At 72.4% G+C, this 23004-nt stretch carries 28 protein-coding genes and 1 riboswitch; of the genes, 18 read left to right on the top strand and 10 right to left on the bottom strand.

Going from position 1 to position 23004, the window contains the following annotated elements; all coding sequences use genetic code 11:
• Positions 1 to 33: 33 nt before the first annotated feature.
• From rpmB to ABZ193_RS07240, 5 genes are read left to right on the top strand one after another with little or no spacing between them, the layout of a single operon-like run.
• A complete protein-coding gene (rpmB, locus tag ABZ193_RS07260) occupies positions 34 to 270 on the top strand; it encodes a 50S ribosomal protein L28 (RefSeq protein WP_020418487.1) in 237 nt (78 codons plus the stop codon).
• Positions 270 to 434 carry a 50S ribosomal protein L33 gene (gene rpmG, locus ABZ193_RS07255; protein ID WP_017988077.1) on the top strand — a complete coding sequence of 55 codons (165 nt, stop codon included), beginning with the start codon at positions 270 to 272 and terminating at the stop codon, positions 432 to 434. The genes rpmB and rpmG overlap by 1 nt, the downstream gene beginning before the upstream one ends.
• Positions 434 to 739 carry a 30S ribosomal protein S14 gene (gene rpsN / locus ABZ193_RS07250; protein ID WP_020418486.1) on the top strand — a complete coding sequence of 102 codons (306 nt, stop codon included), beginning with the start codon at positions 434 to 436 and terminating at the stop codon, positions 737 to 739. Before rpmG ends, rpsN begins: the two co-directional genes overlap by 1 nt.
• On the top strand, positions 736 to 984 hold the full coding sequence (gene rpsR / locus ABZ193_RS07245; RefSeq protein WP_017988079.1) for a 30S ribosomal protein S18: 249 nt from the start codon (positions 736 to 738) through the stop codon (positions 982 to 984). The genes rpsN and rpsR overlap by 4 nt, the downstream gene beginning before the upstream one ends.
• A gap of 47 nt (positions 985 to 1031) precedes the next feature.
• Positions 1032 to 1421, top strand: a complete 390-nt coding sequence (locus ABZ193_RS07240; RefSeq protein ID WP_354709250.1) for an ankyrin repeat domain-containing protein — start codon at positions 1032 to 1034, stop codon at positions 1419 to 1421.
• A gap of 56 nt (positions 1422 to 1477) precedes the next feature.
• On the opposite strand, the gene ABZ193_RS07235 is transcribed toward ABZ193_RS07240, so the two are convergent.
• Together ABZ193_RS07235 and ABZ193_RS07230 are read right to left on the bottom strand one after the other, a co-directional pair.
• On the bottom strand, positions 1478 to 1885 hold the full coding sequence (locus ABZ193_RS07235) for a DUF3558 domain-containing protein (RefSeq protein WP_354709249.1): 408 nt from the start codon (positions 1883 to 1885) through the stop codon (positions 1478 to 1480).
• A 98-nt stretch (positions 1886 to 1983) separates the two neighbouring features.
• Positions 1984 to 2412 (bottom strand): hypothetical protein, encoded by a 429-nt coding sequence (locus ABZ193_RS07230; protein ID WP_354709248.1) that lies wholly within the window; start codon positions 2410 to 2412, stop codon positions 1984 to 1986.
• 477 nt (positions 2413 to 2889) lie between these two features.
• Here ABZ193_RS07230 and cobA point away from each other — a divergent pair, with 477 nt between their 5' ends.
• Positions 2890 to 4119 carry a uroporphyrinogen-III C-methyltransferase gene (gene cobA / locus ABZ193_RS07225; RefSeq protein ID WP_020418484.1) on the top strand — a complete coding sequence of 410 codons (1230 nt, stop codon included), beginning with the start codon at positions 2890 to 2892 and terminating at the stop codon, positions 4117 to 4119.
• Here cobA and ABZ193_RS07220 read toward each other — a convergent pair.
• Positions 4107 to 4934, bottom strand: coding sequence for an alpha/beta hydrolase (locus tag ABZ193_RS07220; protein ID WP_354709247.1), 828 nt, complete (start codon positions 4932 to 4934; stop codon positions 4107 to 4109). The genes cobA and ABZ193_RS07220 overlap by 13 nt on opposite strands.
• 80 nt (positions 4935 to 5014) lie before the next feature.
• Here ABZ193_RS07220 and ABZ193_RS07215 point away from each other — a divergent pair, with 80 nt between their 5' ends.
• Together ABZ193_RS07215 and ABZ193_RS07210 are read left to right on the top strand one after the other, a co-directional pair.
• Positions 5015 to 5857, top strand: a complete 843-nt coding sequence (locus ABZ193_RS07215) for a crotonase/enoyl-CoA hydratase family protein (protein WP_354709245.1) — start codon at positions 5015 to 5017, stop codon at positions 5855 to 5857.
• 11 nt (positions 5858 to 5868) lie between these two features.
• The gene (locus ABZ193_RS07210; protein WP_020418481.1) at positions 5869 to 7572 is read left to right on the top strand and encodes an AMP-binding protein; all 1704 of its coding nucleotides are present in this window, start codon (positions 5869 to 5871) and stop codon (positions 7570 to 7572) included.
• Positions 7573 to 7606: 34 nt separating this feature from the next.
• Here the strand turns inward: ABZ193_RS07210 and ABZ193_RS07205 are convergent, their stop codons facing one another.
• Positions 7607 to 8047 carry a hypothetical protein gene (locus ABZ193_RS07205; RefSeq protein ID WP_354709244.1) on the bottom strand — a complete coding sequence of 147 codons (441 nt, stop codon included), beginning with the start codon at positions 8045 to 8047 and terminating at the stop codon, positions 7607 to 7609.
• A 155-nt stretch (positions 8048 to 8202) separates the two neighbouring features.
• Here ABZ193_RS07205 and ABZ193_RS07200 point away from each other — a divergent pair, with 155 nt between their 5' ends.
• The 7 genes from ABZ193_RS07200 to ABZ193_RS07170 all read left to right on the top strand — a co-directional run bounded on the left by ABZ193_RS07200 (position 8203) and on the right by ABZ193_RS07170 (position 12886).
• A complete protein-coding gene (locus ABZ193_RS07200) occupies positions 8203 to 8400 on the top strand; it encodes a hypothetical protein (RefSeq protein WP_027935939.1) in 198 nt (65 codons plus the stop codon).
• Positions 8401 to 8867: 467 nt separating this feature from the next.
• A complete protein-coding gene (locus ABZ193_RS07195) occupies positions 8868 to 9479 on the top strand; it encodes a CDP-alcohol phosphatidyltransferase family protein (RefSeq protein ID WP_020418478.1) in 612 nt (203 codons plus the stop codon).
• Positions 9480 to 9536: 57 nt separating this feature from the next.
• On the top strand, positions 9537 to 9920 hold the full coding sequence (gcvH, locus tag ABZ193_RS07190) for a glycine cleavage system protein GcvH (RefSeq protein WP_027935938.1): 384 nt from the start codon (positions 9537 to 9539) through the stop codon (positions 9918 to 9920).
• Positions 9921 to 10024: 104 nt separating this feature from the next.
• Positions 10025 to 10489 (top strand): glycogen accumulation regulator GarA, encoded by a 465-nt coding sequence (gene garA / locus ABZ193_RS07185; RefSeq protein ID WP_017988089.1) that lies wholly within the window; start codon positions 10025 to 10027, stop codon positions 10487 to 10489.
• Complete coding sequence (locus ABZ193_RS07180; protein ID WP_039791535.1) at positions 10486 to 11238, top strand: MerR family transcriptional regulator; 753 nt, start codon at positions 10486 to 10488, stop codon at positions 11236 to 11238. Before garA ends, ABZ193_RS07180 begins: the two co-directional genes overlap by 4 nt.
• Before the next feature lie 248 nt (positions 11239 to 11486).
• Entirely contained in the window at positions 11487 to 11960 is a 474-nt protein-coding gene (locus tag ABZ193_RS07175) for a bifunctional nuclease family protein (RefSeq protein ID WP_017988091.1), read from the top strand.
• A gap of 359 nt (positions 11961 to 12319) precedes the next feature.
• Positions 12320 to 12886 (top strand): MerR family transcriptional regulator, encoded by a 567-nt coding sequence (locus ABZ193_RS07170; RefSeq protein WP_020418474.1) that lies wholly within the window; start codon positions 12320 to 12322, stop codon positions 12884 to 12886.
• Positions 12887 to 12928: 42 nt separating this feature from the next.
• A riboswitch (glycine riboswitch) is annotated at positions 12929 to 13030 on the top strand.
• Between the two features lie 161 nt (positions 13031 to 13191).
• Here the strand turns inward: ABZ193_RS07170 and ABZ193_RS07165 are convergent.
• On the bottom strand, positions 13192 to 13554 hold the full coding sequence (locus ABZ193_RS07165) for a nuclear transport factor 2 family protein (RefSeq protein WP_354709243.1): 363 nt from the start codon (positions 13552 to 13554) through the stop codon (positions 13192 to 13194).
• A gap of 125 nt (positions 13555 to 13679) precedes the next feature.
• On the opposite strand from ABZ193_RS07165, the gene ABZ193_RS07160 reads away from it, so the two are divergent.
• On the top strand, positions 13680 to 14450 hold the full coding sequence (locus ABZ193_RS07160) for a helix-turn-helix transcriptional regulator (RefSeq protein ID WP_354709285.1): 771 nt from the start codon (positions 13680 to 13682) through the stop codon (positions 14448 to 14450).
• A 15-nt stretch (positions 14451 to 14465) separates the two neighbouring features.
• On the opposite strand, the gene ABZ193_RS07155 is transcribed toward ABZ193_RS07160, so the two are convergent.
• The 5 genes from ABZ193_RS07155 to ABZ193_RS07135 form a co-directional block, all read right to left on the bottom strand.
• Complete coding sequence (locus ABZ193_RS07155; RefSeq protein WP_354709241.1) at positions 14466 to 15674, bottom strand: hypothetical protein; 1209 nt, start codon at positions 15672 to 15674, stop codon at positions 14466 to 14468.
• A gap of 531 nt (positions 15675 to 16205) precedes the next feature.
• On the bottom strand, positions 16206 to 17069 hold the full coding sequence (locus ABZ193_RS07150; protein ID WP_354709284.1) for a 3-methyladenine DNA glycosylase: 864 nt from the start codon (positions 17067 to 17069) through the stop codon (positions 16206 to 16208).
• A complete protein-coding gene (locus tag ABZ193_RS07145; RefSeq protein ID WP_354709239.1) occupies positions 17069 to 18112 on the bottom strand; it encodes a hemolysin family protein in 1044 nt (347 codons plus the stop codon). Before ABZ193_RS07145 ends, ABZ193_RS07150 begins: the two co-directional genes overlap by 1 nt.
• A complete protein-coding gene (locus tag ABZ193_RS07140) occupies positions 18109 to 19440 on the bottom strand; it encodes a hemolysin family protein (protein ID WP_020418468.1) in 1332 nt (443 codons plus the stop codon). Before ABZ193_RS07140 ends, ABZ193_RS07145 begins: the two co-directional genes overlap by 4 nt.
• A gap of 191 nt (positions 19441 to 19631) precedes the next feature.
• Complete coding sequence (locus ABZ193_RS07135; protein WP_237335783.1) at positions 19632 to 20225, bottom strand: TetR/AcrR family transcriptional regulator; 594 nt, start codon at positions 20223 to 20225, stop codon at positions 19632 to 19634.
• A gap of 167 nt (positions 20226 to 20392) precedes the next feature.
• Here ABZ193_RS07135 and ABZ193_RS07130 point away from each other — a divergent pair, with 167 nt between their 5' ends.
• Together ABZ193_RS07130 and egtB are read left to right on the top strand one after the other, a co-directional pair.
• The gene (locus ABZ193_RS07130; protein WP_354709238.1) at positions 20393 to 21646 is read left to right on the top strand and encodes a glutamate-cysteine ligase family protein; all 1254 of its coding nucleotides are present in this window, start codon (positions 20393 to 20395) and stop codon (positions 21644 to 21646) included.
• Positions 21643 to 23004, top strand: coding sequence for an ergothioneine biosynthesis protein EgtB (gene egtB, locus ABZ193_RS07125; RefSeq protein WP_354709237.1), 1362 nt, complete (start codon positions 21643 to 21645; stop codon positions 23002 to 23004). Before ABZ193_RS07130 ends, egtB begins: the two co-directional genes overlap by 4 nt.

The raw sequence follows: 23004 nt of genomic DNA, 5'->3' as shown, positions 1-23004 counted from the left end.
ATAATGAAAATCGATACCAACTAGGGAGGGTGAATGTCGGCGGTCTGCCAGGTCACCGGCCGCAAGCCGGGCTTCGGCAAGCAGGTGTCCCATTCGCACCGGCGGACCTCGCGGCGGTGGGACCCGAACGTCCAGCGGCGGCGCTACTGGGTGCCGTCCGAGGGCCGCTGGGTCACGCTGCGGGTCTCGGCGAAGGGCATCAAGACGATCGACAAGCGCGGGATCGACGCCGTGGTGGCCGAACTGCGCGCGAAGGGGGTGAAGCTGTAGTGGCCCGCAACGACGTCCGGCCGATCATCAAGCTCCGCTCGACCGCGGGGACCGGCTACACGTACGTGACGAGGAAGAACCGGCGCAACGACCCGGACCGGATGGTGCTGCGCAAGTTCGACCCGGTGGTGCGCCGCCACGTCGAGTTCCGGGAGGAGCGCTGATGGCGAAGAAGTCGAAGATCGCCCGCAACGAGCAGCGGCGCGCCGTGGTGGCCCGCTACGCCGAGCGCCGGGCCGAGCTGAAGGCGGTGGTGTCCTCGCCGAAGTCCACACCGGACGAGCGGGCGGCCGCGGTGGTGGCGCTGCAGAAGCTGCCCCGTGACTCCAGCCCCACGCGGCTGCGCAACCGCGACACCGCGGACGGCCGCCCGCGCGGCTACTTCCGCAAGTTCGGGCTGTCCCGGGTGCGGCTGCGCGAGATGGCCCACCGCGGCGAGCTGCCCGGCGTGTCGAAGTCGAGCTGGTGAGCGCCGTGCCCAAGTACGTCAAGGACCGGCCCGGCCGCCGTCGCCGCAACCTGCTCGCCGAGGCGGACGTGTCCGTTGTGGACTGGAAGGACGTGGACCTGCTGCGCAAGTTCATCTCCGACCGGGGCAAGATCCGCGCCCGCCGGGTGACGGGCCTGTCGCCCACGCAGCAGAAGCAGGTGGCCCAGGCCATCAAGAACGCGCGCGAGATGGCCCTGCTGCCGTACCCCTCGTCGGCGCGCTGACCCGGTGCGGGCCGTCCGGCCGGACGGCCCGCACTAGGCTCGATGTCATGAGCGAGCCGTCCGACGAGATGATCGAGCTGTGGAGCCGGGTGTTCCAGATGGCCCGGGAGGGGCAGACGGAGACGCTGGCGGCCTACGTCGACGCCGGCATCGCGGTCAACCTGACCAACGACCGCGGCGACACGCTCGTGATGCTGGCCGCCTACCACGGCCACGCCGGGACGGTCAAGGCGCTGCTCGACCGGGGCGCCGACCCGAACCGGCTCAACGACCGGGGCCAGAGCCCGCTGGCGGGCGCGGTGTTCAAGAACGACCCGGACGTCGTCAAGGCGCTGCTGGCGGGAGGCGCCGACCCGGCGGCGGGCACCCCGTCCGCCGTGGACACCGCGCGCATGTTCGGCAATACGGAGATGTTGGGGCTACTGGGGCACGCCTAGAGCCTTGCTGACCTGCGCCAACAGGGCGGATATCGACCGAAGCGGTCGGGTCATCGTTACTTCGGTAGTAGCGGCTCGACTCGAGCGGCCAGGTCCCGCGCCAACGGACATGACTCCGCGTCGCGTTCCGGCTCGGCCATCGCCATCTGGGCGAGGACACGTGCGTGCTCGCCGACCTCGAAAGCCACGGTGCACCCACCCACGACGTCGAACACCTCCAGGGCCTTCCGGCCGTTCACGGTCGTGTCGGTAGCGTTCGGATCGGATTGCCGGAACTCGGCAAGTCCTTGCACGGGATCCAGTGCCAGGCCATTGCTGCCGAGGCCAGGCTTACTGGCGGTGCACTCATTCCTGCGGCTGATGTTGCGCCCGGGATCGAACCCTTGGCCTGCGTTCAGTTGATCGAGCACTTGGCACGCGTTCAGGCCGGCAAAGACGTCGGCGTTGTTCGCCGTGGACGGCATCCCGCTCGTCGCGGGGGACGGTGTCCCCTGCACGGTGGACGTGCATCCAGCCGTGACGATTCCGAGGCAAGTGACGGCTACTGCGACTACCTTTTTGTTCACTCCGCGTCCTTGAACTTTCCGAGATACCGAGTTGCCGCTTCGTCGGACGCGTCATATTTGCTCATCGCGATGTCAAGCGCTTCGCGGATGTGTTTGAGGTTCTCCCGCACGGTCTCGAATACGGGGACCAGCGAGTTCTGATCTGAGTCCATGGCGGCCTGGACATGCGCGGCGGCTTGTTGTGCGTAGTCATCATTACCGAATTTGGGTCTGCGACGCAATCGCTGGATGTTGACGCCGATGTCCGCCAGTCTCTCTTCCATCTGGGAGATGGCGCGGCGTAGATGAGTGCCGGTCTCTTCGTCTACCGCCCACCGGCCGGACTTGGCGTCAGCCAGCATCTGCTGGGCGGTGCTGGCCATGGCTTTCAGTTGCTCTCGATCGCCAAAAGCTGCGGTCAACCCCGTCTCGGTCCAGTCTGCCACCTAACGGCTCCCCCTCCTCCGCAGGACTTGCGCGACGATACGGTAGCAGTCCGCAGGTGCGGGTGCATCACCTTCCTCAAGTGGAACTGTGCGGACTGCGGATATAACGTATCCGTGATTTCAACCCCGCGAAAACGTTCTGTTTATTCTCGCCCGGGGCGGCCAACCAGTGCCCGGATGACCTCACTGCTGCTGCCATATCCGGCGGTGGCCTAGTGATCCCGTCGGCAGATGAGCCGTAGTTCCAGGGGATGCCCGCCGAGGCCCCTCGGCGCAGGGCCACGATGCCGCCCTCGGGCGGGCAGCCGCGGTGGGTCTCCCGCGAGCCGAGCAGGTGACGAAGCGGACCGGGAACGGGGGACGGGGCGGACCACCTCTGCGTTTCGGGACCGGTCGAGAGTGCAGGCAATACGGAGTTGCTCACACTCCTGCAACCCTGAGGTGTTTTCGCGGCGCCCAGCAGGCATGCTTGTCCGCATGCCTGAAGACCAGCACTACCTCGTCGGCCTCGACCTCGCCGGGCGGCGCGTGGTGCTCGTCGGCGGCGGCACCGTCGCCCAGCGCAGACTGCCCCGCCTGATCAGCGCCGGCGCCGCGGTCGAGCTGATCTCGCCGTCCACCACCCCGGCCGTCGGCGGCATGATCGACGCCGGCGAGGTGGTCTGGCACCAGCGCCGCTACGCCGACGGCGACCTCGACGGCGCGTGGTACGCCCTCGCCTGCACGGACGACCCCGAAGTGAACGCCGCGGTGTGCGCGGAGGCCGAGCGGCGCCGCATCTTCTGCGTGCGCGCCGACGCCGGCATCGAGGGCACCGCCGTGACCGCCGCGGTCGGCCGCCACGAGGGCCTGGTCGTGGGCGTCCTCTCCGGCGGCCAGCCGCTGCGCTCGGCCGCGGTGCGCGACAACATCGTCGAGGCCCTGCACACCGGCGCGATCGCCGACGACATCACCCCGCCCGACGCAGCCGAGCTGCCCGGTGTCGCGCTCGTCGGCGGCGGCCCAGGCGACCCGGAGCTGATCACCGTCAAGGGCCGCAGGCTGCTGGCCCGCGCCGACGTCGTCGTCGCCGACCGGCTGGCCCCGCGCGAGCTGCTCGACGAGCTGCACCCGGACGTCGAGGTCGTGGACGCCGCCAAGATCCCCTACGGCCGCGCCGCCAGCCAGGACTTCATCAACGCCACCCTGATCGAGCACGCCAAGGCGGGCAAGTTCGTGGTCCGCCTCAAGGGCGGCGACCCGTACGTGTTCGGCCGCGGCTTCGAGGAGCTGCTCGCGTGCGCCGAGGCGGGCGTGCCGGTGACCGTGGTGCCGGGCATCACCAGCTCGATCGCCGGTCCCGCGGCGGCCGGGGTGCCGGTCACCCACCGCGGGGTCGCCCACGAGGTCGTCGTGGTGTCCGGGCACGTCGCGCCGGACCACGAGAGCTCCCTGACCGACTGGTCGGCCCTGGCGAAGCTGCGCGGCACGATCGTGCTGATGATGGGTGTGGAACGGCTCGGCCAGTTCGCCGCCGCGCTGCTCGACGGCGGCCGCCCCGGCGACACGCCGGTCGCGGTCGTGGAGAACGGCACCATGCCGACCCAGCGGGTGCACCGCTTCACCCTGGCCACCGCGGCCGAGGACGCCAAGGCCGCCGGGGTGCGCCCGCCCGCGGTGATCGTGATCGGCCCGGTCGCCGGCCTGCTGCCGGATCAGCTCCGGTAGCAGCGCCGCACGAAGTCGAGGATCGCCGCGGTCAGCCGCTGCGGGTCGAACCGCAGCTCGACCGGGCTGCGCGCCTGCACGAACTCCGCCGCGGGCAGGTCGGCGGCCAGCGTGTCGGCATCGCCGAACGGGTGAACCGGGTCGCGCTGGTGCCCGATGACCAGCGCGGGCACCTCGATCCGCTTGCGCACCGACCGCGGCGGCGCGATCCGGCCGAAGAACACGCCGTGCAGCAGCGCCGCCATCGACGCCGGGCGCTGGTCGAGCGTGTCGGTGACGACGTCCACCCACTGGCTGCCCTGCGGCACCAGGCCGGCCACCTTCGCCACCGCCTGCACCCCGAACGGCACGAACCGCGCCGCGAACAGCAGCGGCGTGAACGCCAGCAGCCCGGCGACGATCGCGTTGTCCAGCACCGGCATCTCCACCACGACCCCGCGCAGCCGCTCCGGCGCCTTGACCGCCGCCTCCAGCGCCACGTTCGCGCCGAGCGACGTCCCGCCGACCACGGCCCGGTCCACGTCCAGGTGGTCCAGCAGCGCCAGCACCTGGTCGCCGAACGCCGGGATCGAGTAGTGCCACGACTCGCGCGGCCGGTCGGAGTCGCCGTGCCCGAGCAGGTCCAGCGTGACGACCCGGAACCCCTCGGCGGCCAGCCCGCGCGCCAGCGGCGCGTGCATCCGCCGGGTGAACATCAGGCCGTGGGCCAGCACGACCACGCGGTCGCCGGTGCCGAACTCGGTGTAGCAGAGGCGGTGGCCCTCGAAGGTGAACGCGGCGGCCAGTCCGGTGGTCTCCAGGGGACGGGTCAGCATGACGATCAGGAAACCACCCGCCGGGCGTCCCCGCACAGGCTTGTGCGCGGGATCGTGTCCGGATGCGTCAAGATGGCCGCATGACTGACACCGCCGACAAGCTCCCGGACCTGGTCTCGCTCGCCGTCGAGCGAACCGGCCCGGTCGCCCGCGTGACCCTGCTCGGGCCGGGCAAGGGCAACGCGATGGGCCCGGACTTCTGGCGCGAGCTGCCGATCGTGTTCCGCACCCTGGACGCCGATCCCGCGGTACGGGCGATCGTGCTGACCGGCAGCGGGAAGAACTTCTCCTACGGCCTCGACCTGCCCGCGATGATGGGCGGCTGGGCGCCGCTGCTCGCCGGCGACGCCCTGGCCGGGCCGCGCACCGAGTTCCTCCGCGAGATCCGGGTCCTGCAGGACAGCGTCACCGCCGTGGCGGAGTGCCGCACCCCGGTGATCGCCGCCGTGTCCGGCTGGTGCATCGGCGGCGGCGTCGACGTGATCGCGGCCGCCGACGTGCGGCTGGCCAGCGCGGACGCGAAGTTCAGCGTGCGCGAGGCGAAGGTCGCGATCGTGGCGGACCTGGGCAGCCTGCAGCGGCTGGCCGGGATCATCGGCGAGGGCCACCTGCGTGAGCTCGCCCTGACGGGCACGGACATCGACGCCGCGCGCGCGGAGCGGATCGGGCTGGTCAACGACGTGTACGCCGACCAGGACGCGGTCCTGGCCGCGGCTGACGAGCTGGCTCGCGAGATCGCCGCCAACCCGCCGCTGGTCGTGCAGGGCGTCAAGGAGGTGCTCTCGCTCAACACCGAGCGGCAGGTCAGCGACGGGCTGCGCTACGTCTCCACCTGGAACGCGGCCTTCCTGCCCAGCAAGGACATCCAGGAAGCGGTGCGGGCGTTCATGGAGCGCCGGGCGCCCGAGTTCACCGGCGAGTGAGGAGCAAGGCCATGAGCAACGCCGCTCACCAGCAGTTCCGCGAGGCGCGCGACTTCCTGCTCGCGCACCGCGAGGACTACGACACCGCCTACCGCGAGTTCGCCTGGCCGGAACTGGACGAGTTCAACTGGGCGCTGGACTGGTTCGACGTGGTCGCCGCCGATCCGGCCAACGCGGAGAAGTACGCGCTGTGGATCGTCGAGGAGGACGGCGGCGAGGGCCGCTGGACCTACCCGGAGATGTCCCGCCGCTCCAGCCAGGTCGCGAACTGGCTGCGCGGCCTCGGCGTCCGCCGCGGCGACCGCCTGATCCTCATGCTCGGCAACCAGGTCGAGCTGTGGGAGACGATCCTCGCCGCGATCAAGCTCGGCGCGGTGATCATCCCGGCGTCCACGCTGCTCGGCGCGGCCGACCTGCGCGACCGCGTGGACCGCGGCAACGCGCGGCACGTCGTGGTCCGGTCGGCGGACGTCGAGAAGTTCGCCGACGTCGCCGGCGACTACACCCGCATCGCGGTGGGGGAGCGGGCCGAGGGCTGGCACTCCTTCGCCGACGCCTATTCCGCGGAGGAATCGTTCACGCCGGACGCCCCGACCGCCGCGACCGACCCGCTGCTGCTGTACTTCACCTCCGGCACCACCGCCAAGCCGAAGCTGGTGCAGCACACGCACGTGTCCTACCCGGTCGGGCACCTGTCCACGATGTACTGGATCGGGCTCGAACCCGGCGACGTGCACCTGAACATCTCCTCGCCCGGCTGGGCGAAGCACGCGTGGAGCAACGTGTTCGCGCCGTGGAACGCCGAGGCCACGGTGTTCCTGTTCAACTACACGCGCTTCGACGCCGGCGCGCTGATGGCGCAGATGCAGCGGTGCGGGATCACCAGCTTCTGCGCGCCGCCGACGGTGTGGCGGATGCTGATCCAGGCCGACCTCGGCGCGCTGGAGACGCCGCCGGTCAAGGTGGTCGGCGCGGGCGAGCCGCTCAACCCGGAGGTGATCGACCAGGTCCGCAAGGCGTGGGGCGTCACGATCCGGGACGGGTTCGGGCAGACCGAGACCAGCGTGCAGATCGCCAACACGCCCGGCCAGGAGGTCAAGTCCGGGTCGATGGGCCGCCCGGTGCCCGGGTTCAAGGTCGTGCTGGTCGACCCAGTGAGCGGGCAGCCCGCCGAGGAGGGCGAGATCTGCCTCGACCTGACCGAGCGGCCGGTGGGGCTGATGGTCGGTTACGCCGACGACGAGGAGCGGACCGCGGAGGCGTTCCGCGGCGGCTACTACCACACCGGCGACGTCGGCTCGGTCGACGCGCGCGGCTACATCACCTACGTCGGCCGCACCGACGACGTGTTCAAAGCGTCGGACTACCGCATCTCGCCGTTCGAGCTGGAAAGCGTGCTCCTCGAACACGAGGCGGTCGCCGAGGCCGCGGTGGTGCCCGCGCCGGACCCGATCCGGCTCGCGGTGCCCAAGGCCTACGTGGTGCTCGCGGCCGGGCACGAGCCGGACGCGGCCACGGCGGAGAGCATCCTGGCGTTCTGCCGGGAGCACCTGGCGCCGTACAAGCGGATCCGGCGGCTGGAGTTCGCCGAGCTGCCGAAGACGATCTCGGGCAAGATCCGCCGCGTCGAGCTGCGCGGCAAGGAACAGGCCACGCCGGACTCCCGCCCGGCCGGCGAGTTCCGCGAGGACGACTTCCCGGGGTTGAAGGGCTGAGCGCGGGCCGCCCCCGGTTCGCGGCCGGGGGCGGCTACTCCGCTTCGGTGACGCGGGCGAAGACGGTGTCCTCGCCGCGGCTGCACGTGGTGCCGCCCTGGGACGCGGGCGGGCCGGAGACGCACAGCCAGCCGTCGACGGTCTCGCTCACCGGACGGCCCGACCCGGCGGGCTGCCGCCCGGCGATCGCCCGCTGGAACCGGGTCACCAGGTCGGTGGCCTGACCGCAGCTCAGGCTGCTCGTCGAGGTCTCCATGACCTGCAGGGTCAGGCCGCTCGCGGCCGGCACGGTGCCGCAGCCGTCCGCGCGTGCCCCGGTCGTGGTGGGCGACGTGCTCGGCGCGGGGGTGGCCGTGCTCGCCGGGACGCTCGCGGGGGCACTCGTCTGGGGTGCGACGCCGGGCGTGGCGGAGCAGCCGGCCAGGACGCCGGCGGACAGGAGCAGCAGCGGCAGGACGCGGCGGGGTGCGGTCATCAGTGGTTGCCTCCTCGGCGGGAAAGTACCGTGGCTTCGGCGAAATCGCAGGCAGGACGCGCCCGGCGAGGCTCCACTGTGGACGATGATCCACCGGCCGGGTGAATAGTTGGCAGGCGGCTAACACTTCGCCCGCCTCGCGCGACACCACAGTCGTGTTGAGCACCGAGACCGAGACGGATCCGCTTCCGACCGCCCCCTGCTCCGTCGTGTGGAGCCAGGGCCGCCCGTACGTCCTTGAGGCGGGGGCCGGGACCCTGCGCTGGGTGGGCACCGACCACCTGGGCCGCCCACTCACCCTCACCGGCGACGAACTCCGCCGCCGCGGCTGGACGCACCGCCGCGCGGGCTGACACCCCGCGCGCGAGGTCCGGCGGAGCCGGGCTCCGAGAGCGGTCGCGGGTCGAGCGTCTCGCCCGGCTGCCCGGCCTGCTGCCCGGGCGGGAGGCCGGGATCGCGCGATTGCCGAGGCTGCTCGCCGCCGGCGGCCCGCGGGCAGCGACCCCGAGCCCGGTCGGGTTCCGCGAATGGCCCGGGGCGAGCACTTCGCCCGGCTGCCCGCGGGCACGGGCCGCAAGCCTCGATCGGTTCCACGGCCGCCGTCGGCCCGGCGGGGCCGAGCCCGCTTCGTGAACCGGCCAGCCCCGAGCCGCCAGCCCCGAGCCGCCAGCCCCGAGCCGCCAGCCCCAAGCCGCCAGCCCCAAGCCGCCGGGCCCGAGCCGCCGGGCCCGAGCCGCCGGGCCCGAGCCGTCGCCACAACCACCGGGCACCGCCACTCCGAGGGTGAACCCGCCCCAGCCCCACCGATTAGGGTTACCTCGTGATCGAACCCCGCGCCGAGACGGCCGAGCCCAGCCTGCTGCGCCAGGCGTGGACGGTGCCGAACCTGCTGTCCCTGCTGCGGCTCGCGGGCGTCCCGGTGTTCCTGTGGCTCCTGCTCGGCCCGCGGGCCGACGGCTGGGCCCTGGCGCTGCTGGTGTTCAGCGGCCTGTCCGACTGGCTGGACGGCAAGCTCGCGCGCTGGCTGGACCAGACGAGCCGCCTCGGGCAGTTGCTCGACCCGGCCGCCGACCGGCTCTACATCGTCGCCACGCTGATCGCCTTCCTGGTCCGCGGCATCGTGCCCTGGTGGCTCGTCGCGGTGCTCGTCGGGCGTGAGCTGCTGGTCGGGGTGGCCCTGCTGGTGCTGCGCCGCAACGACTACGCGCCCCCCGAGGTCACCTACATCGGCAAGGCCGCGACCTTCGTGCTGATGTACGCCTTCCCGTTCCTGCTGCTCACGCAGGGCGGCTCGACCGCGGCCGCGATCGCCCGGCCCATCGCCTACTCCTTCACCGCGTGGGGCACCGTGCTGTACGTGTGGTCCGGCGCGTTGTACCTGCTGCAGACCTTCTGGGCGGTCCGGCGTGCCAGAGCGGGCGCGCGGATGTAAGACTTCGCGCGAGCATCGCGAAAGACCCGCGAGCCGGGGCAGGAAAGGGGACGTGGAGTGTCCGCGCCAGAAGAGTTGCGCTACACCGAGGAGCACGAGTGGGTGGCCACCCGTGACGGGGACGTGGTCCGGGTCGGGATCACCGAGTACGCGCAGGACCAGCTGGGTGACGTGGTGTTCGTCGACCTGCCCGAGGCCGGCAAGGCGGTGACCGCGGGGGAGCCGTTCGGCGAGGTCGAGTCGACCAAGAGCGTGTCCGAGCTGTTCGCCCCGGTCGACGGCGAGGTCGTCGCCGTCAACGACGCGGTGAGCGACTCGCCGGAGCTGATCAACAGCGACCCCTACGGCGAGGGGTGGCTCGTCGAGATCCGGGTGAGCGACGCCGACGCCGTGGCGGGGCTGCTCGACGCCGACGCCTACAACCGGCTGACCGCAGGCTAGGACCGCGTTTTGGGGGGAGCCGCGGGGGCCGAATCGATCAGGCACGGTACGTTGGCAGCCACAGGTTTTCAGCCAGCGACACATCAGTGGTGAGGAGAGCTCAGGTGAGCACCAACGACGGGCCCGGCGTTCCCCCGGAGCAGTCTCCGGAGCGGACCTCGGTCTTCCGGGCCGACTTCCTGGCGGACGTGGAGGGTCAGGAGGCGCCGACGCCGGAGCCTTCGGTCGCCGGTGTCGACGCGCTGCCGGCAGGCACGGCGTTGCTGGTGGTCAAGCGGGGCCCGAACGCCGGTTCGCGCTTCCTGCTCGACCGGGACACCACGAGCGCCGGGCGCCACCCGGACAGCGACATCTTCCTCGACGACGTCACGGTGTCCCGCCGCCACGCGGAGTTCCGCCGCGAGGGCGGGGAGTTCGTCGTCATCGACGTGGGCAGCCTGAACGGCACCTACGTGAACCGCGAGCCGGTCGACCAGGCGGTGCTCGCGGGCGGTGACGAGGTGCAGATCGGCAAGTTCCGCCTGGTCTTCCTGACCGGCCCGGGGCACGGGGGCCAGGGGGCGCGGTGACGGCTGCCGGGCGGCCACAGCGTGATGGACTGAGCATCGGGGCGGTGCTGGCGCAGCTGCGCCCGGACTTCCCCGATGTCACCATCTCCAAGATCCGGTTCCTCGAGTCCGAGGGGCTGGTCCGCCCGGGCCGGACCGCGTCCGGATACCGGCAGTTCTCCGCGGCGGATGTCGAGCGGCTGCGGTTCGTGCTGGCCGCGCAGCGGGACCACTACCTCCCGCTCAAGGTCATCAAGGAGCAGCTCGACGCCGCCGACCGCGGTCTGTCCGACGGCCAGGGCCTCGGCGGGCGGTTGCCGCGCAAGCTGGTCCCCATCCCGGCGGCGCCGGGCCCGGGGGACGGGCTGCCCCGGCCCGACGACTTCGCGCCGGGCCGCGACGTCCGGCTCACCAGGGAGGACCTGCTTGCCGAGGCGGGCGTGGACAGCTCCCTGCTCGCCGAGCTGGAGCAGTACGGCCTGATCCGCCCCGGCGCGGCCGGGTTCTACGACCCGGACGCGGTGCTGGTGGCCCGCACGGTCCGCGCCATGACGGAGTTCGGCATCGAGCCGCGGCACCTGCGTGCCTTCCGCGCGTCGGCGGACCGCGAGGTCGGCTTGCTCGAGCAGATCGTCGCGCCCGTGTCGCGGCAGCGTGACCCGGACGCCAAGGCGCGGGCGGACGAGCTGGCACGGCAGCTGGCGGCACTGTCCGTGACGTTGCACACGCTGCTGGTCAAAGCGGGCATCCGGGACGTGACGGGCGGGTGAGCCCGGCGGTGCGGTTCTGGATCTCCGCTGGTCGTGGGTCGCGACGGTAATGACATGGTTTCGGGACTCCGCAGCGAGCCGCCGATGCCGTACCGTTGGTGATGGATTTGCCGGAACGGTCCACGCGACTGCCACCCAGTCCCCGCGAACGAGCACGGCGCCGGGATGGCGGGTAGCGTCGGAGATGTCGATGCGGGGTCCCCGGACCAGCGCCGCGGCCCGCGCACACGAGAGGGAGGCGAAGCCCGATGAGCGAAATGCGCGTCGTCGGCGTGCGGGTCGAGTTGCCCGCGAACCAGCCGATCTTGTTGCTCCGGGAGGCGCAGGGTGAGCGGTACCTCCCCATCTGGATCGGGTCCGTGGAAGCCACCGCGATCGCACTCGAGCAGCAGGGCGTGCGCCCCGCGCGCCCGCTGACCCACGACCTCCTCAAGGAGGTCATCGGCGCGCTGGGCCGCGAGCTCGAACAGGTCGTGATCACCGACCTGCGCGAAGGCACGTTCTTCGCCGAACTGGTCTTCGACGGCAACGTGCGGGTCTCCGCGCGGCCGAGCGACTCGGTGGCGCTGGCCCTGCGCGTCGGGGTGCCGATCCACGCGGTGGACGCGGTGCTCGACGAGGCCGGGCTGATCATCCCGGACGAGCAGGAGGACGAGGTCGAGAAGTTCCGCGAATTTCTCGAATCCGTCTCGCCGGAGGACTTCCGCGGCGCGGACACCTGACCGCCCCGCCTCCGGCGGCGCCGAAGGGGTCTTCCCGGCTCGAGCACCGGCCGGGAGGGCCCCTTCGGCGCGTTCCGGGGCCCTCCGCCGCCTCCGCGGCGAAAATTACCCGGCCGGGTAACCGTGGTCGGGGCGTCTTCACCGATCAACTCTCCATACTGCGTCGAGGCGTGGCCGCGCGTCGCGTTGACCGGGCGCGCGCCCGCGCATACCGTCGATGGCGGTAAATCGCTTCGGTGTGATTCGGCCGCGGCGCGGTCACTGGGGCACCAGAACGGTTTGCCACTGCCGCGGGTCCTACTCCAGGGCCCCGGGTGCTTGTTTCGACCGGCCGCACGGCCGGGCGAGGGGAGGCATGCGTGGTCGACGAAAGGCCGGTTCAGGTCGTGCCCGGGGAGCAGGGTGAGCTCTTCCCGGACTCGTCCCTGCCTGACGAGCTGGTCGGATACCGGGGTCCCGCGGCCTGTCAGATCGCCGGCATCACCTACCGGCAGCTGGACTACTGGGCGCGCACCGGGCTGGTCGCGCCGAGCATCCGCACGGCGCACGGTTCGGGTTCGCAACGGCTGTACTCGTTCAAGGACATCCTCGCCCTCAAGATCGTCAAGCGTTTACTCGACACGGGCGTCTCGCTGCAGAACATCCGTGTCGCCGTCGAGCACCTGCGCAAGCGCGGGGCGCGCGACCTGGCGAAAGTCACCCTGGTCTCGGACGGCACCACCGTCTACGAGTGCACCTCGCCGGAGGAGATCGTGGATCTGCTCCAGGGCGGCCAGGGCGTGTTCGGCATCGCGGTGAAGGTCCCGATGCAGGAGATCAGCGGCACGATCCACGAGTTCCCGGCCGAGCGCGCCGACGGCGGCGAGGTCGAACCGGTCGTTCCGGACGAACTCACGCAGCGCCGCAACGCACGCCGGACCGGGTGATCGTCTCCCCGAACCGGGGAGTAGGGTACTGAGCGCGGTCGCCGAAGCCGCGCGGGAGAGACCGGGCCACCACCAGCGCGCCCGGCGCCGAAGGAGCAAAGCCTCCCCGGGAACCTCTCAGGCACCCTGGACCGCGCGGACGAGACGCCTCTGGAAAGCGGGCCGACGGGCACAACTTCGTCCGGCCCCGCCGAAGGTGCAAACCCGGCTCAACACTCGGGTGAACCTCTCAGGCGCCCTCACGGGGCACGACAGAGTGGGGAGGGCCCGGAACTGGGGGTTCCGGGCCGGTCGGCGGATCCGCGTCAGCTGGGCACCTTGTCCAGGAAGCCCAGCACCTGGCCGATCCGGCCGTCCTCGACCACCACGACGTCGAAGCCGATCACGAGCGGCTCCGCGGCGCCCGGCGCGCCCAGGTGCCAGGTGAACCGGGCCTGGTCGTGGTGGCCGTCCACGGCGCCGCCGAGGCTGAACTCCAGTCCCGCGAACTGCGCCTGCGCCGCGCCGACGAAGTCGCCGATCGCGGTGGTGCCGCGGACCGAGCCGACCGGGTCGGTGTAGGTCGCGTCTGGGGTGAACAGCTCCTCCACCAGCGCCCGGCGCTTGTCCGCGTCCGTCTCGTTCCAGACGTCGATGTAGGCCTGGGCGAGAGCGGTGTAGTCGGTCATCGGATTCCTCCTGATCGAGTCGGTGTGACCTGATCACCATCGCCCGGATCGCGCGGCCCGTCGATTACGCGGGAGGTAATGGCGGCGCCGTGCGCGCGCCCCGTAACTTCGCACGGGTGACGACCATGCAGCGCCCCGTGGGCGAGCAGTTGCGGCAGTGGCGGGAACGCCGCCGGCTCAGCCAGCTCGACCTCGCCCTGTCCGCCGAGATCTCCACGCGCCACCTCAGCTTCCTGGAGAACGGCCGGTCCCGGCCGAGCCGGGAAATGGTGCTGCGCCTGGGGGAGCGGCTGGAGGTGCCGCTGCGGGACCGCAACCGGCTGCTGCTGGCCGCCGGCTACGCGCCCGTCTTCCCCGAGACCCCGCTGCCCGACCTGGGCGCCGCGCTCGACGCCGTCCGGCACCTGCTCGCCGGCCACGAGCCGTACCCGGCCGTCGTCGTGGACCGCAACTGGGACCTGGTGGAGAGCAACAGCGGCATCACGCTGCTGACCGACCTCGTCGACCCCGCGCTGCTGGAACCGCCCGCGAACGTGCTGCGGATCGCACTGCACCCCCGCGGCCTCGCCCCGCACGTGATCAACCTGGGGCAGTGGCGGGCCGAGCTGCTCGGCAGGCTGCGGCGGCAGGTGGAGATCACCGGCGACGCCGACCTCGCCGGCCTGCTGGCCGAGGTGAGCGGGTACCCGTGCGACGACCCGGTGGACGAGGCGCCGGCCGGCTCGGTGTTCGTGCCGGTGCGGCTGCGCCGCGGCGACGCCGAGCTGACCCTGCTGTCCGTGGTGGCCACCTTCGGCACCGCACTGGACGTGACGCTGGCCGAGCTGGTGATCGAGTCGTTCTACCCGGCCGACGCGGCCACGCGCGAGGCGCTCACCGGCGGACGGCCGGCGTGACCGCGGTGTCCTGCACTAGGCGCCGGGGTGGAGGAGGCGGGTGAAGTCGGCCTGCTGGGCCGGTTCCTGGAGGTAGTTGCGGAACCGCTGGGAGGCGCGCTGCTGGACCTCGTCGACGTCCTCGGCGGTGAGCACCGCGCAGGGGTAGTCCGCGGGGGCGTTGGCGGCGAGCGGCTCGGCCGGGGAGGTCAGCAGGGTGGGCCGGGCGGTGGTCAGCTCGGTGATCGTCGCCGAGGTCTCCGGGATCCAGACGGCGGGCTGGCCGCCGATGGAGTCGAGGTTGCCGCGGCCGGTGAGGGCCAGCAGGACGCGCTGGTCGTCGATGGCCTGGACCTGGACGTGGATGCAGTGCGCGTGCACCACGGTCTTCGCCTGGTTCCACCGCTCGGCCGCGGCGGTCACCGCGGGGGCCACCGACGGGGCGGCGACGACGCTGAGGTTGGAGTCGCCCTCGGCGCACGCGCTGGCCTGGGCCTCGGCCCGGTTGGCGACGATGCTGTCCGCCCAGCCCCAGCCGAGGATCCCGAGCACGAGGAGCACGACGAACACCCCGGCGACGATGGGCCACTTCGCGATGCCGCGCTTGGCCTCGCCGAGCACCCGGTGCGAGCCGGTGGCCTCGCCGGGCGCGACCCGGTGGGAGCCGGTGGATTCGCCGGTCCCGGCCCGGCGGCGGCCCAGCTGCGGGCGGCCGTCCACGGCCAGGATGCGGGTGCTGGTGCCCTCGCCCGCGCGCCGGTAGCCACTGGACTCACCCACCACCCGGCGGCTGCCGGTGGTTTCGGTGGCGCTGATGGCGCGGCGGCTGCCGGTGGTCTCGGTGGCGCTGATGGCGCGGCGGCTGCCGGTGGTTTCGGAGGCGCTGATGGCGCGGCGGCTGCCGGTGGTTTCGGAGGCGCTGATGGCGCGGCGGCTGCCGGTGGTTTCGGAGGTGCCGACCGCGCGGCGGCTGCCGGTGGACTCGGAGGCACGGACCGCCCGGCGGCTGCCGGTGGTTTCAGAGGCGCCGACCGCGCGGCGGCTGCCGGTGGACTCAGCGGCCCCCTCGGCCCGGCGGCTACCTGTGGACTCGGAGGCGCCGACTGCCCGGCGGCTGCCGGTGGTTTCAGCGGCCCCCGCAGCGCGGCGGCTGCCAGTCGACTCGGAGGCGCCGACCGTCCGGCGACTACCGGTCGCCTCGCCCGGGGCCGCCACCGAGCGGGACCCGCCGAAGCCTGAGCTCACAGCGCGGCGGCTGCCGGTCGTCTCACCGGGCGCGGCGAAACCGCCTGCGCGGCGACTGCCCGCCTCAACGGGGCGAATCCGGCCACCCGCGGGAACACCGGCGGCCACGCCGCGGGAAGCACCAGGGGCCGCGTCGTGGGGAACACCGGCGGCCACGCCGCGGGGAGCACCAGGGGCCGCGTCGTGGGGAACACCGGGGGCCACGCCGCGGGGAGCACCGGGGGTCGCACCAGGGACCACGCCGCGGGAACCATCGCCAGGAGCACCGCCGGGCACGCGCTGGTACCCGCTCGCCGAGCCGGGATCCACCGGGAACGCGCCCACGGCCTCGCCCGGTCGCGGCGCCGCCTGCCGGTACCCCGTCGGCTCCCCAGCCTCAGGACGGCCGTGAGCGGGGTCGTCGCCCCTGCTGTGTCGCCCCATGCGTGCTCTTCCTCAACTCTCCGTGTGCTCCGACAAACGACGTTCACCCTAACAGGGGTCCGTCGTTAGCGAAACGTGATGAACCCAAGAAAATCGCAGGACTGAGCGTTACTGCCCTTGTGCGAGGAGCGTCCGGCAGTGCTCGATCAGCCGAGCGCGCAGCGGTTCCGCCCTGGCGGCGAACGCCGCCTGGGCCCGCGCGTACTCCGCCCGCCCCCGCGCGGTCTCGATCCGCACGGGGGAGTAGCCCAGTCCCGACAAATCGTACGGGCTCGCCCGCATGTCCAGTTCGCGGATCTCCACCGCCAGCTCGAAGCAGTCCGCGACCAGCTCGGACGGCACGAACGGGTCGAGCTTGAACGCCGCCCGGTACAGGTCCATGTTCGCGTGCAGGCACCCCGGCTGCTCCAGCTCCACCTGCCGCTCCCGCGACGGCTCCAGCGCGTTGCGCGGCCGCGCGGGCGGGGTGAAGAACCGGAACGCGTCGTAGTGCCCGCAGCGCAGCTCCAGCGACTCGACGACGGTGTCGGTGCCGGCCGTGCCCAGCCGCAGCGGCAGCTGGTTGTGCCGCACCTGCCCGGGCGCCTGCCGGTACACCATCGCCCACTCGTGCAGCCCGAAACAGCTCAGCCGCGGCGGCCGGGACGCGGTGGCCTCCAGCAGCACCAGCAACGCCCGCACCGTCGGCACCCGCTTGGCGGGGAGCTCACCGAGCACCACGCCGCCCGCCGTCTCCCGGAACTCCGGCCGCGCCAGGAACTCCGATGCAGTCCCCGCCAGCACCACACCCGGCCCCGGGCTCCACCGTTCCAGGTGCGCGGGGCGGTGCGGGTAGTACTGGAACAGGAAGTCGTGCACCGGGTGCTTCTCGCCCCGCGACCGGCGCTCCTGGTAGGGCCCGGTCCAGCGGCGGACCCGCGCGGCGTGCTCGCGTTGCCGGGCCCGCCACTCGTCCTCGGCCAGAACCCGCATCACGCCGTCACGTGCGTCCCGTCGCGCACCGTGCCCACGTACTCCTCGACCAGGTCCTCCAGTGCGACCACGCCGATGATCGTGCCGTCCGCGCCGCGCGCGCGGGCCAGGTGGCTGCCCTCGCGGCGCATCGCGGACAGGGCCTCGTCGAGGCGGGCGTGCGCGGGCAGGTCGGTCAGCGGCCGCGTCTTGTCCGCGGGCACCCGGCTCCCCGGGGCCTCGCCGATCTGGTCGAGCACGTCCTTGACGTGCAGGTACCCGATCAGCTCGCCGCCCGCCGACCGCAGCGGGTACCGCGAGAAGCCGGTCGACGAGACCGCTTCCTCGACGTCGCCCACCGTCGGCGTGCTCGGCAGCGTCGTCAGCTCCGCGGTGGGCACGAGGACGTCGGCGACGGTCTTCTCGACCGACGACAGCGTCTGGCTCAGCCGCTCGTGCTCGGACTGCTCCAGCAGGCCCTCGCGGCGGGATTCGGAGAGCAGCTCGGCCAGCTCGTCGGAGGTGTAGGCGGTCTCCAGCTCGTCCTTCGGCTCGACCCGGACCAGCCGCAGCAGCGCGTTGGCCATGGCGTTGAGCAGCCAGATGAAGGGGTTGGCGAGCTTGACCCACGCGACGTGGATCGGCACCAGCCACAGCGCCAGCCGCTCCGGCTCGGCGATGGCGAGGTTCTTCGGCACCATCTCGCCGATCAGCACGTGCAGGATCGTGATGAACGCCAGCGCGATCGCGAAGGACACCGTGTGCAGCACGACGTCCGGCAGGCCGAGCAGCCCGAACAACCCTTCGAGCTGGTGCGCCACCGCGGGTTCGCCGAGACGGCCGAGGACCAGCGAGCAGATCGTGATGCCCAGCTGGGCGCCGGCGAGCATCTGCGACACGTGCCTGCTCGCGTTGATGACGATCCGCGCCCGGGTCTTGCCCTGTTCCAGCAGGGCCTCCAGCCGGTCGCGGCGCGAGGAGATCAGGGTGAACTCCGCGCCCACGAAGAACGCGTTCAGCAGCAGCAGGACGACGATCAGGAAGATCGCGAGCCAGTCGTTCACCGCGCCACCTCCGTCCGCCCGGCCAGCGGCCGCAGGCTCACCTCGGCGATGCGCAGCCGGTCCATTTCGGACACCGTCAGGCACCAGCCGTCGACCTCGGTGGAGTCACCGGGGTCGGGGATGCGGCCGAGCCGCTCCAGCATCAGGCCGGCGATGGTTTCGTAGTCGCCGTCGGGCATCCGGAACCCGGTGACCTCGGTGACCTCGTCGGCGCGCAGCTGGCCGGACACGAGCCAGGTGTCGGAGCCGACCTGCTGCGAGGACGGCGCCTCGCCGGTGTCGTGCTCGTCGCGGACGTCGCCGATGATCTCCTCGACCACGTCCTCCAGCGTCACCAGGCCGGCCGTGCCGCCGTACTCGTCGACGACCATCGCCACCTGGAAGCGCGAGTCGCGCAGCCGGGACAGCAGCGCGTCACCGGGCAGCGACTCCGGCACGGTGGGCACCGGGCGCATGATCGAGGCGATCCGGGTGGTGGCCCGCTCGGCGGCGGGCACGGTGAAGGCCTGCTTCACGTGCACCGCGCCCTGCACGTCGTCCAGGTCCTCGGTGTAGACCGGGAAACGGGAGTGGCCGGTGCGCCGGGACAGCTCCACGAGGTCGTTGATCGTGTCGCCGACCGTGAGCGACTCGACCTGCACGCGCGGGGTCATCAGCTCCTCCGCGGTGCGGTCGCCGAAGCGCAGCGACTTGTCCAGCAGCCGCGCGGTCGAGGTGTCGAGGGTGCCGCTTTCCGCGCTGGTGCGCACGATCGAGCCGAGCTCCTGCGGGGAGCGCGCCGAGCGCAGCTCCTCCTGCGGCTCGATGCCGAACTTGCGCACCAGCCAGTTCGCGCTGTTGTTCATCAGCGTGATCAGCCAGCGGAACAGCGCCGAGAACCGCGAGTGGTAGCCCATCACGGCCCGCGCGGTCTCCAGCGGCTTGGCCACGGCCAGGTTCTTGGGCGCCATCTCGCCCAGCACCATCGACAGGATCGTGGCCAGCAGCAGCGCGATGACGAGCGAGGCGCCGCCCGCGAAGCCTTCGGACAGTCCGGCGGCGGTGAGCAGCGGGCGGACCAGGTTGCCGATCAGCGGCTCCGCGACGTACCCGGTGACCAGGGTGGTCAGCGTGATCGCGACCTGCGCGCCGGAGAGCTGGAACGACAGCGTCGAATGCGCCTTGCGGACGGTGCGGGCCCGCTTGTCACCGACCTGGCGGACGTGCGCCTCGACGGTGCTGCGCTCGAGCGCGGTGAGGGAGAACTCGGCGGCCACCGCGAGACCGGTGCCGACCGTCAGCAACACGAAGAAAACGACTCCGAGAACGGAGAGGAGCACTTCCATCATCGGCCGTCACGGTCCTGAACCGGGCCGGGGAGGTGCTCGGGAACGCCGGGTTCGCCACCCGGCTTCGTACTGTCACCAGGTGACTGCGCGTCGCGCACGAAAGAAGTCACTCCTTGGGAATGGCTGGAAACGTGTGCGCCATGATACCCGAACCGGGCGGCCGGACGAGGGCGTCGGCGCTGGTGAGCGTGTCAGGAGTCGGCCGAGGCGCGCACCCGGTGCCGCCGCACGCTCTCCTCCACGAGGTCGAGCACGGGGCCGAGGTCGTCGGCGGGCAGGCCCATCGCCAGGTGCGACACCAGTCCCTCCAGGACCAGCTCCAGGTAGGCGGTGAGCACGTCCACGTCGACGTCGTCGCGGAGGTTGCCGGCCTGGCGCTGCCACAGCAGGCGCTGCCGGGTGGCGGCGGTCAGCTGCTGTGAGCGCTCGGCCCAGCGGCCGCGGAACTCCGGGTCGGTGCGCAGCCGCCGGGAGACCTCCAGCCGCGTGCCCAGCCAGTCCGCGGGGTGGTCGCTGCCCTCGGCGAGCAGTTCACGCATCACCTGCACCAGGCCCTGCTGCGCGACCACGTCGGCCATCCGGGCCGCGTCCTCCTCCGCGAGGGCGAGGAAGAGCGACTCCTTGTCGCGGAAGTGGTGGAAGATCGCGCCGCGGGACAGCCCGGTCGCTTCCTCCAGCCTGCGCACCGTGGCACCCTCGTACCCGTACCGGGCGAAGCAGACACGGGATCCGTCGAGGATCTGGCGCCTGCGCGCTTCGAGGTGGTCCTGGCTGACCCGGGGCATGGCTAGATCCTGACACCGCGAGCCCGGCTTTCGCAAACCGTACGTACTTACTGCAATCCTTACGGATGTCTTGCCGGTAGCCGGGAACGGCCCCGGTCAACCCTGAAAATTGTCGGTGCCCGCGTGTAGCGTCCGAAAGCGAGTGATCCCCGGCGATTGGACACGACATGACAGCGGTCCGGCCCACGTCACCCGCCCCCGGCGGGGCGGTGGCGGCGAAGGTGGTCTCCGACCGCGCCGAGGGCGAGGCGTACGTGGCGTCCGTGTGCTTCAAGCACGGGCCACCGCGCCTGCTCGGCGTGGAGCTCGAGTACACCGTGCACTACGTGCAAGACCCGCGAAGACCACTCGACCGTGCAGATCTCGCCCGTGCGCTCGGCCCGCACGCCCCGCGCACCCTCAGTCCCGAGAGCCCGGCCAGGCCATTGCCCGCCGGCTCGCCCCTGACTCTCGAACCCGGCGGCCAGGTGGAGATCTCCGCCCTGCCCCAGGCCTCGCTCCGCGAGCTCGCCGACGCGGTGGCCGCCGATCTGGCTCACCTCACCGAACTGCTCGCCCGCCACGGGTTCGTCCTGCGCGACGACGGCATCGACGCCCACCGCGCCCCGGCCCGGCTGCTGGACACCCCCCGCTACGCCGCGATGGAACGCCGGTTCGCCCCGATGGGCGACGGCGGCGTCACGATGATGTGCAGCACCGCCGGCCTGCAGGTCTGCGTCGACGCCGGGGAGGCCGATTCGTTCGCCGCCAGGTGGGCCGCCGTCCACGCCCTCGGCCCGCCGCTGCTCGCGTTGTTCGCCAACTCCCGGCGGCACGCGGGGCGGGACACCGGCGCGGCGTCGGCCCGCTGGCTCGCGGTGATGGCCACCGAAGCGTGCCGGACCGCGGCCGCCGCGTGCGGCCCGGACCCGGCGGCGAGCTGGTCGCGCCGCATCATGGACACCCCGCTGCTGGTGGTGCGGCGGGGCGAGGGGCCGTGGGACGCGCCGGACGGCCTCACCTTCGCCGACTGGGCCGCCGGCCGCGGCGCGGGGCGGGTCCTGCGGCGGCCGACCGTGGCCGATCTGGACTACCACCTGACCACGATGTTCACCCCGGTGCGGCCGCACGGCTACCTGGAGGTCCGCTACCTCGACGCCCAGCCGCGGGACCGTTGGCTGCACCCGGTCGCGTTGCTGACCGCCCTGCTCGACCGTCCCTCCACAGTGGACCGGGTGCGCGAGGTGTGCGCGCCCGTCGACGGTGAGTGGGAGCGCGCCGCGCGCGCCGGGATGGCCGACCCGCGGATAGCGGCGGTGGCGCGCGAGGTCGCCGACCTCGGGTGCGCCGAGCTGGCCCGCACCGACCTGACCGAGGAGACCGTCAACCGGATCAGCGAAGGCGTGCAGCGGCTCGCGCACGCCGGGGAGGGGACGAAATGACCGGCGTGCCGCCGTTGACCGAGGCGCCGAACCCGGTGCGTGAACTGTCCGAAGAGGCCCTGCGTTCCCGCGCGGCCGCCGCGCTGGAGCGGGCGCGGGCCCGCAGCACGGCGCTGACCGCCGCGGTGGACGACGACGACCTCGTCCGCCAGCACTCGAAGCTGATGTCGCCGCTGGTGTGGGACCTCGCGCACATCGGCAGCCAGGAAGAGCTGTGGCTGGTGCGGGACGTGGGCGGCCGGGAGCCGCTGCGGCCCGACATCGACGACCTCTACGACGCGTTCCAGCACCCGCGCGCCACCCGGCCGTCGCTGCCGCTGCTGGGGCCGGCCGAGGCGCGCGCCTACGTCGCCGAGGTGCGGGCCAAGGCGTTCGACGTGCTGGAGCGCGCGCCGATGACCGGCCGCCCGCTCACCGAGGCCGGGTTCGCCTTCGGCATGATCACCCAGCACGAGCAGCAGCACGACGAGACCATGCTGGCCACCCACCAGCTGCGCAAGGGCGATCCGGTGCTGCACGCGCCCGCGCCGCCGCCCGCGCGATCGGGGCCACTGCCGGGCGAGGTCCTCGTCCCGGCCGGCCCGTTCGTCATGGGCACGTCGCTGGAGCCGTGGGCGCTGGACAACGAGCGCCCGGCCCATGAGGTCGACGTGGACGCGTTCTACCTGGACACCGTGCCGGTGACCAACGGCGCGTACGTGGAGTTCCTCGAAGACGGCGGCTACGACCGGCGTGAGCTGTGGAGCGCGGCGGGCTGGGATTACCGCACCGAGCACGACATCACCGCGCCGCGGTTCTGGCGCCGCGAGCCGGACGGCTGGTGGCGGGTCCGCTTCGGCGTGCACGAGCCGGTGCCCGCCGGCCAGCCGGTGGTGCACGTGTCCTACTACGAGGCCGAGGCGTACGCCAGGTGGGCGGGCAAGCGGCTGCCCACCGAGGCGGAGTGGGAGAAGGCCGCCCGGTTCGACCCGGCGACGGGGGAGTCCCGGCGGTACCCGTGGGGCAACGACGATCCCACGCCGGAGCACGCGAACCTGGGCCAGCGGCACCTCTCGCCCGCCCCTGCCGGCGCGTACCCGAAGGGCGCCTCGGCGCTCGGCGTGCACCAGCTGATCGGCGACGTGTGGGAGTGGACGAGCACCGACTTCGCCGGCTACCCGGGCTTCCGCGCGTTCCCGTACCGGGAGTACTCGGAGGTGTTCTTCGGGCCCGAGTACAAGGTGCTGCGCGGCGGTTCGTTCGGCACCGACGCGGCGGCCGTGCGCGGCACGTTCCGCAACTGGGACTACCCGATCCGGCGGCAGATCTTCGCCGGGTTCCGCTGCGCGCGGGACGCCGCGCCGGGCGAGCGGGCCTGA

Origin of the sequence: Amycolatopsis sp. NPDC006125 (assembly GCF_040614195.1) — a bacterium.
Lineage (GTDB): Bacteria > Actinomycetota > Actinomycetes > Mycobacteriales > Pseudonocardiaceae > Amycolatopsis_E > Amycolatopsis_E tucumanensis.
The sequence above is the reverse complement of the archived record's forward strand: the minus strand, read 5'-3'. Positions and strand labels throughout refer to the sequence as shown.

Excerpts from the sequence above, each read along its gene's own strand:
- ABZ193_RS07175 (WP_017988091.1), top strand. The coding sequence starts at position 11,487 with ATGAGCGAAATGCGCGTCGTCGGCGTGCGGGTCGAGTTGCCCGCGAAC.
- cobA (WP_020418484.1), top strand. The coding sequence starts at position 2,890 with ATGCCTGAAGACCAGCACTACCTCGTCGGCCTCGACCTCGCCGGGCGG.
- rpsN (WP_020418486.1), top strand. The coding sequence starts at position 434 with ATGGCGAAGAAGTCGAAGATCGCCCGCAACGAGCAGCGGCGCGCCGTG.
- egtB (WP_354709237.1), top strand. The coding sequence starts at position 21,643 with ATGACCGGCGTGCCGCCGTTGACCGAGGCGCCGAACCCGGTGCGTGAA.
- ABZ193_RS07165 (WP_354709243.1), bottom strand. The coding sequence starts at position 13,554 with ATGACCGACTACACCGCTCTCGCCCAGGCCTACATCGACGTCTGGAAC.
- ABZ193_RS07210 (WP_020418481.1), top strand. The coding sequence starts at position 5,869 with ATGAGCAACGCCGCTCACCAGCAGTTCCGCGAGGCGCGCGACTTCCTG.
- ABZ193_RS07240 (WP_354709250.1), top strand. The coding sequence starts at position 1,032 with ATGAGCGAGCCGTCCGACGAGATGATCGAGCTGTGGAGCCGGGTGTTC.
- ABZ193_RS07130 (WP_354709238.1), top strand. The coding sequence starts at position 20,393 with ATGACAGCGGTCCGGCCCACGTCACCCGCCCCCGGCGGGGCGGTGGCG.
- ABZ193_RS07215 (WP_354709245.1), top strand. The coding sequence starts at position 5,015 with ATGACTGACACCGCCGACAAGCTCCCGGACCTGGTCTCGCTCGCCGTC.
- rpmB (WP_020418487.1), top strand. The coding sequence starts at position 34 with ATGTCGGCGGTCTGCCAGGTCACCGGCCGCAAGCCGGGCTTCGGCAAG.
- ABZ193_RS07150 (WP_354709284.1), bottom strand. The coding sequence starts at position 17,069 with ATGCGGGTTCTGGCCGAGGACGAGTGGCGGGCCCGGCAACGCGAGCAC.
- ABZ193_RS07220 (WP_354709247.1), bottom strand. The coding sequence starts at position 4,934 with ATGCTGACCCGTCCCCTGGAGACCACCGGACTGGCCGCCGCGTTCACC.
- ABZ193_RS07205 (WP_354709244.1), bottom strand. The coding sequence starts at position 8,047 with ATGACCGCACCCCGCCGCGTCCTGCCGCTGCTGCTCCTGTCCGCCGGC.
- ABZ193_RS07135 (WP_237335783.1), bottom strand. The coding sequence starts at position 20,225 with ATGCCCCGGGTCAGCCAGGACCACCTCGAAGCGCGCAGGCGCCAGATC.
- ABZ193_RS07235 (WP_354709249.1), bottom strand. The coding sequence starts at position 1,885 with ATGCCGTCCACGGCGAACAACGCCGACGTCTTTGCCGGCCTGAACGCG.
- ABZ193_RS07140 (WP_020418468.1), bottom strand. The coding sequence starts at position 19,440 with ATGATGGAAGTGCTCCTCTCCGTTCTCGGAGTCGTTTTCTTCGTGTTG.
- ABZ193_RS07160 (WP_354709285.1), top strand. The coding sequence starts at position 13,680 with ATGCAGCGCCCCGTGGGCGAGCAGTTGCGGCAGTGGCGGGAACGCCGC.